Consider the following 14007-nt stretch of genomic DNA (forward strand, 5'->3'; position numbering starts at 1 on the left):
AGCCTCGTTAGTAAAGCGTCGAGTTAAACAGTTGGATCTGAACCGTTTCACCAACTTCAACACGACCGCGTTCGCGCTCTAGTACCACAAAGCAGTTTGCTAAACTCATTGAGCGGAAAGCGCCAGAGCTTTGGTTACCGGTTGTTTCTACGACAAACTGACCGTTTTCAATCGAGTAGATGCCACGTTGGTAATCAGTACGGCCTGGGCCTTTTTTGAATGCAGACTTGGTGATAGCAGGAATAGATTCTGGTGCTGTCCACGCGGTATGACCCGCAAGCTTAGCCAGCATAGGTTGAACCAGTACGTACATCGTCATCATCGCTGATACTGGGTTACCCGGTAGGCCACAGAACCACGCGTTATCCAACTCACCAAATGCGAACGGTTTACCGGGTTTGATTGCAAGTTTCCAAAAACCGATTTGCCCCAGTTCTTCAAGAATGTCTTTCGTGTAATCAGCTTCGCCAACGCTTACGCCACCAGAAGTCACAACCACGTCTGCTATTTGCTGTGCTTTCTCGAACGTCTCTTTAAGCGTTGCAGGGCAATCTGGGATGATACCTAGGTCGATAGCTTCACAACCAAACGCTTCAATCAGCGGTTTAATGCCGTAGCGGTTGCTGTCGTAGATCTGACCGTCTTCAAGAGGCTGGCCTAATGGTTTTAGTTCATCGCCAGTAGAGAAGAACGCGACTTTAGGCTTGTGTAGTACTGTAACGTGGCTTACACCCAGTGAAGCAATCATTGGAATATCACGAGGTGTTAAACGTTCACCGCGGCTAAGTACGATATCACCCTGCTTGATGTCATCACCAGTAGGACGAATGTTATTGTTCAGCTTGATGTCGTCTTGTTGAATCTCAATGACAGCGTCAGTTTCAACCGTGTTTTCTTGCATGATTACGGCGTCGCACCCTTCCGGGATCTTTGCGCCAGTCATAATGCGAATACAGGTATTTGCTGGCCATTCACCTTCAAAAGGTTGACCTGCAAAAGACTTACCCGCTAAAGGCAGCATTTTACCGTTTTCAAGGTCTGCTAAGCGCAGTGCATAGCCGTCCATTGCTGAGTTGTCAAAGGGAGGTACGAAAATAGGGGAAAGAATATCTTCAGCAAGGACATAACCTAATGCTTCAGCAAGAGGCAGAGATAAAGTCGTTTGGATTGGTTTGATTGGTGATAGCAGCTTGTCTAGTGCTTCTTCAATTGGCATTAAGCCGGGAGCGTCGCAACAGCCCATAATTGAAATCCTTTGGTCGTTATTATTTTGATTTGGTGGTTGGCAGCAGTGATTCAATAATGATCAAATTAATACTATTTACCAACGAAATTGCAGCCACTTTAGCATAGTTTAACCCCCGTAAATAATGACCTCCCTTAAAATATGGGTGTATTTATTCAAAATTCCGAGTATCCTTGTTTGCCATCCAGAAGGGGCAATAAAAGAGGAAGTTCAATGTCAGGTCTTAGCGAATCAGCGAAGTTGGTTAAAGATGCGCTAGCAAGCCGCGGATTAGAGACACCAATGCGTCCTAATCAGGTTAGCCGAGAAGAGAAAAAGGAACGAATCGAACACCATATGCGTGAGATTCTAACTCTCCTTGAACTTGATCTTACAGACGATAGTTTGGAAGAAACACCACAACGTATTGCTAAAATGTACGTGGATGAAATTTTCTCTGGTTTGGATTACGCCAATTTCCCTAAAATTACGGTAATTGAAAACAAGATGGGCGTTCGTGAGATGGTACGTGTAAAAGATATTACCGTGACCAGTACTTGTGAGCACCACTTAGTGACGATTGATGGTAAAACAGCGGTCGCTTATATCCCGCGTGGGAAAATCATCGGCCTTTCAAAGATTAACCGTATTGTTCGATTCTTTGCTCAGCGCCCGCAAGTTCAAGAGCGCATGACACAGCAGATCCTTGTTGCATTGCAAACGCTATTAGAAACCGATGATGTTGCTGTAACCATGGATGCGGTTCACTACTGCGTGAAATCACGTGGTGTAATGGACGCAACTAGCGAAACGACGACAACCGCATTGGGTGGTATCTTCAGATCAAACCCAGCAACGCGCCACGAATTCTTACACGGCCTACGTTAATACGTTGCGTTATTTGATGGACGCGATTTAGCCTCTGTAAATTGATGTTCGTTAAAAATATTCTAAGCCTCGCTTCCTGCGGGGCTTTTTTGTGCCTGTAATAAAGTTAACTGCATGACTGCGAATGTTGTCATTACCGAGAGTGAAGAAGGAGCGAGTAAGGAATCTGTTTGTCTGCGCTGTTTTCTGATTTTGTATGAGATCCCCGATTCAGTCGTTCCTCCTTCTTGGGGATGACGGAGAAGATCGGTTTGCTCATAAGGGAAAATACGAGGGTGGAGGTTCAGTTTGTATTCTATTGTCAGCCTTTTAGAAGCACGCGCTGCCGATCTTGCAGAGTGAGCGACTCAGTCATATTCGTCATTCCCTAAAGCGAGGAACGAGCGTAATAGGGAATCTTTTGGGGCTGAAGAGGAAAAGTACGCTCTATCGAAAATATAGAGCGTAACTAGAAACAACTGCTGGTGGAATGCTTAAGTAAGATTAAACAAACGCTTAAAGCGATGAACAAAACCTGATGGTTTGTTCTCAGCTTGATAGAGGTTCAAGCCATCATAAAAGCTGCCCATGAACTCGACTCGAATCTCGTCATCAGTATTTCTCGAAAGGCGAGACAGTAATGTTGCGGTCGCAGCAGCATGATCATTGGCTAGGCTGTAATCCATTCCTAGTCGTCCTTGAATGAATAACCACAAATGCGTGACTAGTTTTAACTGTTGGGCGTTAGAGTTTTGAAACTTGTCGCTATGTTCAGTGCCCACTGTATTATCGAATACATTTTGCATCGCCTCATTCGCTTCTTTATTACTTTCAAAGCGATAGCTTACATCGATATGTACTTTAGTTAGCAGACCAAGCAACGTCTGACGTGCAGAGTTGTCCGGTTTGTTCTCGCAAGCGTGTTTAAACAGGGCATGATTTTCGTCAATAAAAGACGTTAGCTCTTTCTCAAAACCTGTCGCAATCGCAGTTACTGAGTCTAAGCCAGACTCCTTCAAACAAACGTGAAGTCTGGTTTTAGCTTGTTGGTTTGCTTCAAGCTTTTGCTGATTACTGGTTGGAAGCTCAGTCATTACTCTGCAGCTCTTCCCATGTGACTTCTGCTGATTGTGTATCGCTATTAACGAAAGCAGAGTTGCCTGTCAGCATGACAGAAAGATCCATCGTGCGTTGTGTCATCGCTGCAAGCTGCTCAATACCATCGTTGTCTAGACGAACGATTTGAGCTTTTAGATAACCGAATTTGCCTTTGTTCTGTTCCCACCAAACATTTGATTTAGTGTTGAAGCTGAATACGCGAACTGATTTCGATAGACGAGTTGCCTTCTTAACACGCTCTGGATCGGGTTCGCCGACATCAACCCATTCTAGGATTTGATCATCTAACGACTTCTGCCATAAATCGGGTTCTTCAATGCTAGACAACCCTTTGGTGAACTCAAGTTCAGGAGAGGCATTGATACAGAAAGCCATGATTCGAGCCATCATTCGCTGTTCTGTTTCCGAAGGGTGTTGTGCAACCGTTAGATTAAAAGAGTCGTAATAGTCGCGATTCATATCAGTTAAAGAGATACGAAACTTATAGATTGTCGGTTTAAGAGCCATTGAGAGGGTGTCTTAGGTAGAAATAGTGAAGGGGAATATTACCTTAAATCTCTGAATAGCGGGTAAAAAAATAGCCAGCAGAGGCTGGCTATTTTTAGAAAGCTTTAAAATACTAAATTAAAGTACTTTGATGCTGTCAGCTTGTGGGCCTTTTTGACCTTGAGATACTACGAACTCAACTTTTTGGCCTTCAGCAAGAGTTTTGAAACCTTCGCCAGTGATTGCAGAGAAGTGTGCGAATACGTCTGGACCGTTTTCTTGTTGAATGAAACCGAAGCCTTTAGTTTCGTTGAACCATTTTACTGTACCAGTAACTGTGTTAGACATGATGTTATCCCTAAAATTAATTTTTATAGTGAGCCAATTGTGGCACTGATAGCGTGGAAAAGTTTATTGCTATTGCGTACAACACAACGGGGTTACTAGTAATCCAACGAAATGTTTATATACAAAGAACTTTCTTTCTAGCCGAAATGGAGTCTAAATCAAATCAGGGGATAGTCAATCGAATCCATAGTGAAAGGTTGCAGAAACTTGGGGGTAGTCAAACTTTGCATTCCTTAAATATCATGGAGTTACAGTTGTATGGTGATTTCTTGTCGTTTTTGTGAAAAACCTAGGTGAATTTGATGACAAAATTAGAGTGGTTGCACTGTTTTGGCACATTCTACTTTGTGATAAGAAAGCCGTTAAATTGACTTGAGGGCCTGTATTTAACGGCTTTATTTATAAAATCATTATCAAATATCGTCTGTTTGTATCGGTGTCGCCACTACTTTTTCAAGCGGTATAGATTACCATTATCGGTGCTGAAGAAGATGTCTCCGTTTGGTGAAGTTTCGATGTCTCTTATCCTTTCGCCTAAGTCCTCTAAAATGCGTTCTTCCTCGATTGCCTCACCTTGCCCGTTAACTGTGACGATATTGATGTGGGTAAGTTTTAGTGCCCCTGCCAACAGCTTGCCTTGTAATTCTGGGTACTTGTTACCTTGGTAGACGATCAAACTGCCCGGAGCGATTGAAGGAACATAGACCTTTTTAGGCGCTTCTATGCCTTCTTTGGTTTCAGATTCGCCAACGCTGATAGGGCCCCAATACTCCTTACCGTGTGATGTGACTGGCCATCCGTAGTTAGCTCCTGCTTTTATTAAGTTAATTTCATCACCGCCACGCGGACCGTGTTCTATAGACCAAAGCTTTTGACTTGGGAAATCATAGAAAAGCCCTTGCGGGTTGCGGTGACCGAAACTCCAAACCTCGTCGAGAACCTTGTCGTTATCTGTGAAAGGGTTGTCGCTTGGCGTGCTTCCATCGGCATTTAATCGTAATATTGAACCTGCGTGCGTCATGGTGTTTTGGCCGTTATCTCGATCCCCTCGGTCGCCAATAGAAAAGTAAAGGTGGCTATCGTCAAACGTAATGCGGCTCCCGAAGTGACGCCCAGTATCGGTTCTCGACTTCGAAACAAACACATCTTGCCAATTAGACACTTCACCATTTTTGTAATCAGCGGAAGCGAGTGTGGTTACGCCTTCATCGTCGATGTCTTTGCTATACGTCACATAGAGTTTGTCTTCTTCAAAGGGTGAAAACGTAATATCTAGAGCGCCGCCTTGACCTTTTGCCCAAACATCAGGCAGCCTGAATAGTGTGCTTTGGTCACCTGTTTTCAAATTAACGTGTTTAATAACGCCGGCTTTTTCTGTGAGAAGCATAGAGTCGTCATCGACATAAGCTAGGCCCCATGGGATTACGAGACCGTCTGTGATCTTCTCAGCTTGCCAGGCGAAGGCCGCCGTTGAGGCAATAGGACTGGACACAACAAGTGCCAAAGCAGAGCATAGAATGCGGTGATAAGTGTTCATTGAAGTCTCTTGATTTCATGAGGTGGTATTAGTGTAGCTTGTGTTGATTTAAGTTTAAGGAAACATTTACTCTGTTTTCACTCGTTATGCTGGTGAGTTATCCAAAGAATGAGTACCTCATTCACTTAACTTTGATTCTTCGGGTTACTCGCAGACAACGGCGACCTTTTCGCTTGCAGCTGTCTTAGCTGGAACTGGATGATCGATAAGTCGAATTGGGGACTCATACAGTGCAGACAAAGCCTGTTCATCGAGTAACTTATCGGCGCTGCCTTCAAATGCAATCTGACCTTTCTTCAGAGCAACGATGTGCGTCGCGTAGCGCAGTGCAAGGTTCAAGTCGTGCAGAATCACGATAACGCCAACGTTTTCATTTTTGTTCAGTTCAGACAATAAACTCATCAGTTGGAATTGGTGATGAACATCCAATGCAGAAGTCGGTTCATCAAGGATCAATACCGGTGACTGTTGAGCCAGCAACATAGAGACCCACGCTCGTTGACGTTCACCACCAGATAAGTCATCCGCTAATGCTTGTGAGAATTCAGTAACACCGGTTCTTTCCATTGCTTGTCGGATGATCGACTTATCTTCTGAATTCCAACGACCTAACGCGCCTCTCCATGGGAAACGCCCTAAACGAACCAGCTCTTCCACCGTTAAGCCAGCAGAAGCAGGGAGCTTTTGTGGCAAATACGCAATCTTCTTGGCTAAGTCTTTGCTTTTTAGTGAAGAAAGAGAAGTGCCGTCCAGTTCAACGCTACCATGATCCGGTGACATCTGCCCTGATAGCAAATTAACGAGTGTAGATTTACCTGAACCATTATGGCCAAGAACGACAGTCAGTTCATTGGTCGGAATCGCAAGGTCTTCAATTGAGAGAATGGTTCGTTCATCACGAACAATTTTGATGTTTGAAAGCTGAAACATGTCAGTCCTGTGTCTAGACCAATAAAGCGACTCAATGGAATCAAATGAGCGTTATTGGCCTTTAAAAATAGAGGGTGTTATTGTGCTGCTTTTTTGTTATCGGGGTGTCTTGGACAATCGTCGCAATACTTTCCCGAATCGCATTTGTAAACTAAGCAACAGCTGACTCTAATCAGTTTAAGCATTCCTGAATCGGCATCGACCTTGAGGCTGTCTAAGTGACTTTCAGGTAATTGGCATGCTTCTAACCAAAGCTTAGCTTGTGCTGTGATGTAGTCGTTGGTCAGGCTCGGTTCATGCTGCTGCAATTTGATCAAACTGCCTAACAGTAGATCCGCCAGCAAATGGTTAGTAAAGCCTGGGCGGATGCGTGTCCATTCACTTATTTGGCTGCGATAAAACTCAGTAAGTGCAAGTATGGCTTCGCCCGCTTTAGGTATCAATTCCTCAGGTGAGCCGTGTTGATGATCACCATTAAAGAATCGGTATCCTGTGACGAACTCTTTGTACCTAAACTGACCGATATTCTTAATATCAGGCAGCGAGTGAAGGCCGTAGATAGAAACGAAGGTCACATAGATAGGTTGCCAACAAACTAGATCCCAAGTTCGGGTTAACCAATAAGCTTTGCCTGCTTCTGTGTGATTTTCCGCTAATCCATCGTAAACACGTTTGATCTCGATATGGCTCTTATCGTTTGTCATTGCGATGCTTTTGCTGCTCAGAGAGCCATAACTTCCGCTTAGATAAGGCGTTATTTGTTTTGAGTAAGCGAAGATTTTCTGGTGCAGGGAGGGGGCTCTGCGACGAGTGGCAATATTGTGCAGCTGGGAAAGCATTTTAAACCATTAAATGAGAATCAGTTGCGTTATCATAGCGAACCTCATTGACGATAACCATACAAAATGGTGCATCTCTTCAGAGAACTCTTGGTTTAAAAGATTTATAAATTGAGTGCGCCTTGGCCATTATTAAGTGATAAAAGTCGCTTTAAATGTTAAAAAGTATTCCTGTATCGACTTAATTGTTACCACTATCGAGATTATAAAAGCGTGACTATGAACACTCCTGCATTTGACCGTATCAGCCGCGTTCTAGCTTATATCCATGCGAACCTTAGCTCTGCGTTATCTCTAGAAGATATTGCAAAGCAAAGCTGTTGGTCTCGCTGGCAACTGCAAAGAGTGTTTCAAGCCGAAACGGGGCTTACTGTGGCTAACTATGTGAGAGAGCTAAAACTGAGTCAGGCAGCAGAAGAGCTACTTGATGGAAGAGAGCGTGTCATCGATGTTGCACTCGGGCTTGGGTTCAATTCAGAAATTAGTTTTAGTCGTTCCTTTAAGCAGATGTTTGGGGCAAGCCCAAGCCAATATAGAAAAGCGGGCAAAAGAGTAGGGCTAAGAAAGCCGATACAAGTGTCTGAAACTGTCAGCGCAGAAGAAAAAGGCGCTCTGAGTTTTGTTGAAGTTCGTATTGACGAAAGAGAGTCTTTCCTTGTTAAAGGCATAACATCAGAAATCAGCGGCTTGTTTTCACTAACACAAGATTTTGCAGAGAAAGTCCCTCAACTTTGGTCTCGCTTGGAACAGGAAGTTACGATTCCAAATGATAATGTGCTTCAGTTTATTGGCGTCGTTGATCTTACTCAGTCTTGTTTTGATGGCACCAACATCCACTATTGGGCCGGTGTTGAGCTTCACGACGGAATTTCCATCCCGCAATTACCAAGCATCATATCCGATAAATTGAAGGTGCTGACCATCCCTAAGCAAACTTATGCTGTGGTTAAGCATTGTGGGCCGATTGAAAACTTGCGACATACCTTGAGCTGGTTTGTGCTTAACTGGCTGCCGAGTTCTGGTTATCGTGGTGTCGATGGCTATGAACTCGAAGTGTACCCATTTGGCTATCAAGCCCATGCATCAGATGCTGAAATGGAGTACTGGGTTCCTATTATTAAATCGTAATCATATCCCCACGAAACCTCTTTCTATAAAACCTCCCACTGAATAAGGTCAATTGTGTTTTTAATCAGCAATTGGCCGATTTTTATTAAAATTAGGCCAAGTTCTTTTTTAATTTGCACCAAATTGTTAATTATCCCATCTCTAGATACATACAATGCAAATGAGATTTATTATTATTTATGTTAAGCATTGGTACCGAGGGAATCATGACCACTCACACTCGTTTTAAGTATTCATCATTGGCAGTAGCGTTGCTCACTGCATTTTCAGCGCAAGCGTTGGCGGAAGAAACCGTTACAGCGGCAGACTCGAATATCGAAACTGTCACGATTATGGGGAAAGCCTATCGTAATACCGCAACAAAATCGGCACTTGAGCCAGAAGAGACGCCTCAAGGTATTACCGTTATTGATGAAGAACAGTTAGATCAACGAGGTGTGAAGTCCCTCAACCAAGCGCTTAGATACGCGCCGGGTGTTGTAACCGAGCAGAAGGGCGCATCAGTAACGATGTACGATACGTTCTCGATTCGTGGCTTTAGTAATAACCAAAGCTACTACGATGGTTTGGTACTTCCGTTCCTTACTGGTTGGAACTTACAACCTCAAATAGACCCTATTGCGATTCAGCAAGTTGAAGTGTTTAAAGGCCCTACGTCTGTGTTGTATGGAGCTATGCCACCGGGTGGTATGGTCAACATGATTGCAAAGACGCCGCAAGAAGACGGGGCTACAAAAGTAGGAGTATCTACTGGCTCAAGAAACCTTATGGAAGCGTCAATTGATACAACAGGTCAATTGGGGGACAGTGACTTTTCTTACCGCTTGGTAGCACTCGCTCGTAAACAAGACAGCCAAGTCGATCACGCCGAAGAAGAGCGCTATGTGATTGCTCCTTCACTAGATTGGCAGGTCTCTGATAGAACACTTATTAACTTCAACTTTTACTATCAAAATGATCCGTCAATGGGTACTAACTCCGCAATGCCGCTTGAAGTGCTGAAGGCAAGTGATCCATCTGTCTCCATGGGTGACAAGAACTGGAGTACCTTTGAACGTGAAGTCTTGATGTTAGGCTATAAGATCAATCATCAAATCAACGATAATTGGACTTTTCTTCAGAACGCTCGCTATACCGATGCATCTCTGTACCAGGAGAATACTTACCACACCGCGACTAATTTCAACCCTGCGACAGGCAGTTTAATTCGAAATGCTTACAGTACGGATGAGGATTCACAGAGTTTTGTTATCGATAACCAAGTTTCAGGTCGCCTAGAAATTAGTGGCTTAGAGCATAATTTACTATTCGGTGTCGACTACCTAAAGCTAACAGGTGATTCTCTGTACAAAGAATTCACTGCGAATGCGGGCTTCTATGGGTTTGATGCTTACAATCCGAAAACTGACCTTTTGGATAAAAGTCAGCTTCAAGAGAACTACCGTGAATCTCACGACATTACGACCGAGCAGCTAGGACTATATTTCCAAGACCAAGTACGCTACGACGCGCTTGTTCTACTTGCTGGTGGTCGTTACGACATGTTCAAGGCGAGCGATGATAAAAATAGCTCTTACCCAACTTATGATGGAAAAGAAGAAGCTGAACATAACCAGTTCTCTTATCGTGTAGGTGCCTTGTATGAGCTAGATAATGGTATTTCTCCGTTTGTAAGTTACGCGACGAGCTTTGAGCCAGCGGCAGGTACTGATATTAATGGCAACTCTTTAAAACCTCAGCTAGGTGAACAGGTCGAGCTGGGTATTAAATACTTGTCTCCAGATATGTCGCAACAGGTTACGGCTTCCTATTTCCATATTACTAAGAAAGACTCAATTGCTGCTGATCCATCAGATCCTACATACCGTTCTAAGATTCAGCTAGGCGAGGTGCGCTCGCAAGGTTTGGAGCTTGAAGGCCGATGGTTTGTCACGGAAGATTGGGATGTGAACGCGAGCTATACATACGTCGATATGGAAGTAACGGAAGATGCAAACCCTGACCTTGAAGGAACGACACCAATCTACGTACCTACACACGCTGCGAATTTGTGGAGTAATTACTATGTGTACGGTGGTGCTTTAGCAGGTACGCGTTGGAGTGCTGGCGCTCGTTACATGGGTGACATGGAGATGGATGCAACCAATACTCAAGGGAAAGTGCCGTCTTACACTGTCGTTGATATCTCTATGGGTTACGACTTAGGTGAGGCAAGCGACACACTATCTGGTGCAACGGCTAATTTGATGGTTAACAACCTGTTTAATGAAGAGTACTACACCTGTTACGACCAATCGAACTGTTGGTTCGGTGCTGAGCAGTCTGTAGAGCTCAGCGTTAACTACGAGTTCTAATTCATTTGAATACATAAATCTAAGCAGCCTGTGTAGGCTGCTTTTGTCGTTAAATAAACAATTAAAAAGTGACAGTGATTATATGAAAGCCAACTATTTTACTTCTCGTTTTCCTAAAGTGAGTTCGTTCATTGTCTCATTGAGCTTGTTGTTATCAGCTCAAGCGATGGCCAACTTTCAAGTTGAAGACAGTGAGGGTGTTAAAACCCTTGAAGTTCAGCCTGTTAGAGTGGCTGCGCTGAACTGGGACATTGCTGAACAAGTGATTGAACTCGGTGTAACACCAGTGGCAGTGCCTGATATCGCTGGCTATACAGATTGGGTTGTTCAACCTGCGATTCCAGAAGGCGTGGCCGATATTGGCACTCGAACTGAGCCTAATTTCTCTGCTTTGAAGAAGCTAAATCCTGATGTGATTCTTATCGCTTCTCCTCAGAAAGATCTTCAGGAACGACTTTCTGAAATTGCGCCCGTGCTTTACTACCAGACGTACAGTGAACAGCATAGCAATGCGGCGGCGGCTATCGATAACTTCAAGAAGATAGGCCAATTGCTTGGTAAAGAAGAGCAAGCGAACGACAAACTGGCTGCGATGGACGAACGTCTTGAGGTTTTAAAAGCTGAACTAGATAAAGCGTATCCGGGCGACAAGCCGAAAGTGACCTCTTTCCGTTTTGCGAGCACGACTTCGGTTTACATATACGGTGATAACTCGATTCCGCAATATGCGCTTGAGCAGCTAGGCTTTGAAAATGCGATGGATCTTCCTGCGAGTCAGTGGGGCATCAGTCAAAAGCGTATGACCGAGCTTAAGAATGTTAAGGGTGGTATTGCGCTTTACTTCGAACCTTTCCCATATCAAGACAAGTTAGATCGTTCTCCGGTTTGGAAGAGCATGCCTTTCGTTCGTAATGGTCAATTTAGCCCTGTAGCAGCAAGTTGGAGCTACGGCGGTGCTATGTCGATTTTGTATAACGCAGAAGCGATGGCGCAATCGTTGTTGACGTTAGCGGAGCAGTAATGAAATCCAGTGGTTTGATGATGGGGGCGGTGTTATTTATCGCCGCCCTTATTCATTTATGGTTAGGCCAGTCTGAATTTGGCCCTATCGGTGAGTTGTTTCAGCAAGTCTCACAGATCAGTGACATCGTTACATTCAATAAAATGGTCGACGATTCATTCGAGTTGATGGCATTAATTTATGTCAACTTACCTCGTTTAGTGATGGCGATTTTGGTTGGTGGAACACTTGGCACTATCGGTAGTTTGTTCCAACAGTTAACGCAGAACCGCATGATGTCTCCACTTACACTCGGTACATCATCAGGGGCGTGGCTTGGTCTGGTCATTCTGAACGTGGTCGCGCCAATGTTGGTTGCTCAATATTCGGTTTGGTTTGCGCTGATAGGCGCGCTGCTTGCTATGGGTCTGATTGTCTCCATTGTTGGCATTAAAAATATGAGCGGTTTACCGATTGTATTGGCGGGTATGGCGGTCAACTTATTGCTAGGGGCATTTGCAACGGCGATTATTCTACTCAACGACCAGTACGCACAGAATCTGTTTGTATGGGGAGCGGGCGACCTAGGGCAAAATGGCTGGGAACAAGTGCTTTGGTTGATGCCTAAGCTGTTGCCGATTTTTGCCATATTCTTCTTAGCTCCGCGAGTTCTGACTTTGCTTTCCATCGGCACTGAAGGGGCTGCGGCGCGCGGGCTCAATATTGGCACGACCTTCTTTGTGCTAATGGCAATCGGCGTTTGGTTGGTTTCAGTGTCGATTACCTCAGTGGGCGTGATCAGCTTTATCGGCTTGATTGCTCCGAACATCGCTAGGCATCTAGGTTTTCTAAAGGCTAAATCTGAACTCATCGCGAGTTGTGTATTAGGCGCGCTATTACTTTGTGTCACCGACAGCTTGGCGATCTTCTTGGCGCAATGGTCTTTGGACATGATTCCAACAGGGACGGCAACCGCAGTGATTGGTGCTCCTGCGTTGATCATTATTGCGAGAAAGCAAATGTCTGCTCAAGATCAGTTGTTTTTCTCAATGCCTAAAGGTCCGAAGTCTATTTCATCTTTGGCTTACTTCTTGTTGGGCACAATGATTTTCGGGTTGTTGGCGTTGAGTGCATTGTCACAGCCTTCTTCTGATATGGGCTACTTTGTTATCCCAGACGCATTTGAATGGTCTATTCGTTGGCCGAGAATGTTAACCGCGATATTCGCTGGTGGCGGCTTAGCGGTGGCGGGTGTGATTTTACAAAGATTGGTCTACAACCCGCTCGCAAGCCCAGACATTCTTGGTGTGTCGGCGGGTGCAGTTCTGGCGTTGATTTTCAGTAGCTTATTCATGGGCTATTCGATTCACTCACTAAGCCCGTGGGTTGCATTTTTAGGTAGTGCGATTGCGCTTTGTTTATTGCTGTTCCTTGGCAAGAAGCATCAGTTTGCTCCGTCTATTCTAATTCTGACAGGTATCTCGCTGACCGCGGTATTGGAAGCTTTGGTGCAATTCTCTTTAACACGAGTGGGTGAGGGGAAATACACATTATTGGCTTGGTTAGCAGGGTCTACCTACCGTGTGGAGCCTGAGTCTGCCACTATAATGGCTGTCGTGATAACGGCTTGTATTGGTGTTGCTCTGCTGTTGAGTCGTTGGGTGACCTTAATTGCGACTGGACGACAGTTCGCGAGTGCCAGAGGGCTGAACATCAACATCGCTTACGTGGCTCTGTTGTGTATTGTCGCGGTGTTATGTTCGATGGTCACAACCACCATGGGGCCGGTCGCCTTTGTTGGTCTATTGGCTCCACATATCGCGGTGATGGTTGGTGCTCGTTTGGTTCGTGAACAGATCATTCTATCGTTTTTGATTGGTGCGGCATTGATGTTATTTGCTGATTGGTTAGGGCAAGTGGTGGTGTTCCCAGCGCAACTTGCGGCAGGGACGTTAGTTTCCATTATTGGTGGCAGTTATTTCATATTCTTATTACTGAAATCTCGAACAGCATAGGTTCTGCTAATGTCCTAAAACCACTGGTAATCAAAGCTATTGGCAACCAAAGCTACGAATAAAAAGCAGTGAATGGAGCGATCCATCACTGCTTTTTTTGTAGGAGTCGTTTGTGTAAAGGGGGGGAGTTAAGCAACGCAGGTCTCGCTTCTTAATGTG

General features: G+C 44.7%; 12 protein-coding genes. 5 read left to right on the forward strand and 7 right to left on the reverse strand.

Annotated features, from left to right (window positions below; translation table 11 throughout):
- Nucleotides 1-7 precede the first annotated feature (7 nt).
- Nucleotides 8-1243 carry a molybdopterin molybdotransferase MoeA gene (moeA, locus tag CWO27_RS10350; RefSeq protein ID WP_048662565.1) on the reverse strand — a complete coding sequence of 412 codons (1236 nt, stop codon included), beginning with the start codon at nucleotides 1241-1243 and terminating at the stop codon, nucleotides 8-10.
- A 216-nt stretch (nucleotides 1244-1459) separates the two neighbouring features.
- Here moeA and folE point away from each other — a divergent pair, with 216 nt between their 5' ends.
- Entirely contained in the window at nucleotides 1460-2113 is a 654-nt protein-coding gene (gene folE, locus CWO27_RS10355) for a GTP cyclohydrolase I FolE (protein ID WP_048659985.1), read from the forward strand.
- A gap of 473 nt (nucleotides 2114-2586) precedes the next feature.
- Here the strand turns inward: folE and CWO27_RS10360 are convergent, their stop codons facing one another.
- The 6 genes from CWO27_RS10360 to CWO27_RS10390 all read right to left on the reverse strand — a co-directional run bounded on the left by CWO27_RS10360 (nucleotide 2587) and on the right by CWO27_RS10390 (nucleotide 7351).
- On the reverse strand, nucleotides 2587-3186 hold the full coding sequence (locus tag CWO27_RS10360; protein ID WP_048659986.1) for a hypothetical protein: 600 nt from the start codon (nucleotides 3184-3186) through the stop codon (nucleotides 2587-2589).
- Complete coding sequence (locus tag CWO27_RS10365) at nucleotides 3179-3718, reverse strand: YaeQ family protein (RefSeq protein WP_017631131.1); 540 nt, start codon at nucleotides 3716-3718, stop codon at nucleotides 3179-3181. Before CWO27_RS10365 ends, CWO27_RS10360 begins: the two co-directional genes overlap by 8 nt.
- 117 nt (nucleotides 3719-3835) lie before the next feature.
- Nucleotides 3836-4045 carry a cold-shock protein gene (locus CWO27_RS10370; RefSeq protein ID WP_004737278.1) on the reverse strand — a complete coding sequence of 70 codons (210 nt, stop codon included), beginning with the start codon at nucleotides 4043-4045 and terminating at the stop codon, nucleotides 3836-3838.
- A gap of 445 nt (nucleotides 4046-4490) precedes the next feature.
- The gene (locus CWO27_RS10380) at nucleotides 4491-5582 is read right to left on the reverse strand and encodes a PQQ-dependent sugar dehydrogenase (protein ID WP_102431700.1); all 1092 of its coding nucleotides are present in this window, start codon (nucleotides 5580-5582) and stop codon (nucleotides 4491-4493) included.
- Between the two features lie 144 nt (nucleotides 5583-5726).
- Entirely contained in the window at nucleotides 5727-6512 is a 786-nt protein-coding gene (locus tag CWO27_RS10385) for an ABC transporter ATP-binding protein (RefSeq protein WP_102431699.1), read from the reverse strand.
- A 77-nt stretch (nucleotides 6513-6589) separates the two neighbouring features.
- The gene (locus CWO27_RS10390) at nucleotides 6590-7351 is read right to left on the reverse strand and encodes a siderophore ferric iron reductase (RefSeq protein WP_102431698.1); all 762 of its coding nucleotides are present in this window, start codon (nucleotides 7349-7351) and stop codon (nucleotides 6590-6592) included.
- Nucleotides 7352-7570: 219 nt separating this feature from the next.
- On the opposite strand from CWO27_RS10390, the gene CWO27_RS10395 reads away from it, so the two are divergent.
- From CWO27_RS10395 to fhuB, 4 genes are all read left to right on the forward strand, one after another.
- Nucleotides 7571-8479, forward strand: a complete 909-nt coding sequence (locus CWO27_RS10395) for an AraC family transcriptional regulator (protein ID WP_102431697.1) — start codon at nucleotides 7571-7573, stop codon at nucleotides 8477-8479.
- Between the two features lie 206 nt (nucleotides 8480-8685).
- Entirely contained in the window at nucleotides 8686-10833 is a 2148-nt protein-coding gene (locus CWO27_RS10400) for a TonB-dependent siderophore receptor (protein WP_102431701.1), read from the forward strand.
- Between the two features lie 82 nt (nucleotides 10834-10915).
- On the forward strand, nucleotides 10916-11854 hold the full coding sequence (locus CWO27_RS10405; RefSeq protein WP_102431696.1) for an iron-siderophore ABC transporter substrate-binding protein: 939 nt from the start codon (nucleotides 10916-10918) through the stop codon (nucleotides 11852-11854).
- Nucleotides 11854-13848, forward strand: a complete 1995-nt coding sequence (gene fhuB / locus CWO27_RS10410; protein WP_102431695.1) for a Fe(3+)-hydroxamate ABC transporter permease FhuB — start codon at nucleotides 11854-11856, stop codon at nucleotides 13846-13848. The genes CWO27_RS10405 and fhuB overlap by 1 nt, the downstream gene beginning before the upstream one ends.
- Nucleotides 13849-14007 lie beyond the last annotated feature (159 nt).

The organism is Vibrio sp. 10N.286.51.C3 (genome assembly GCF_003050065.1).
GTDB lineage: Bacteria > Pseudomonadota > Gammaproteobacteria > Enterobacterales > Vibrionaceae > Vibrio > Vibrio crassostreae.

Excerpts from the sequence above, each read along its gene's own strand:
- moeA (WP_048662565.1), bottom strand. The coding sequence starts at position 1,243 with ATGGGCTGTTGCGACGCTCCCGGCTTAATGCCAATTGAAGAAGCACTA.
- folE (WP_048659985.1), top strand. The coding sequence starts at position 1,460 with ATGTCAGGTCTTAGCGAATCAGCGAAGTTGGTTAAAGATGCGCTAGCA.
- CWO27_RS10360 (WP_048659986.1), bottom strand. The coding sequence starts at position 3,186 with ATGACTGAGCTTCCAACCAGTAATCAGCAAAAGCTTGAAGCAAACCAA.
- CWO27_RS10365 (WP_017631131.1), bottom strand. The coding sequence starts at position 3,718 with ATGGCTCTTAAACCGACAATCTATAAGTTTCGTATCTCTTTAACTGAT.
- CWO27_RS10370 (WP_004737278.1), bottom strand. The coding sequence starts at position 4,045 with ATGTCTAACACAGTTACTGGTACAGTAAAATGGTTCAACGAAACTAAA.
- CWO27_RS10380 (WP_102431700.1), bottom strand. The coding sequence starts at position 5,582 with ATGAACACTTATCACCGCATTCTATGCTCTGCTTTGGCACTTGTTGTG.
- CWO27_RS10385 (WP_102431699.1), bottom strand. The coding sequence starts at position 6,512 with ATGTTTCAGCTTTCAAACATCAAAATTGTTCGTGATGAACGAACCATT.
- CWO27_RS10390 (WP_102431698.1), bottom strand. The coding sequence starts at position 7,351 with ATGCTTTCCCAGCTGCACAATATTGCCACTCGTCGCAGAGCCCCCTCC.
- CWO27_RS10395 (WP_102431697.1), top strand. The coding sequence starts at position 7,571 with ATGAACACTCCTGCATTTGACCGTATCAGCCGCGTTCTAGCTTATATC.
- CWO27_RS10400 (WP_102431701.1), top strand. The coding sequence starts at position 8,686 with ATGACCACTCACACTCGTTTTAAGTATTCATCATTGGCAGTAGCGTTG.
- CWO27_RS10405 (WP_102431696.1), top strand. The coding sequence starts at position 10,916 with ATGAAAGCCAACTATTTTACTTCTCGTTTTCCTAAAGTGAGTTCGTTC.
- fhuB (WP_102431695.1), top strand. The coding sequence starts at position 11,854 with ATGAAATCCAGTGGTTTGATGATGGGGGCGGTGTTATTTATCGCCGCC.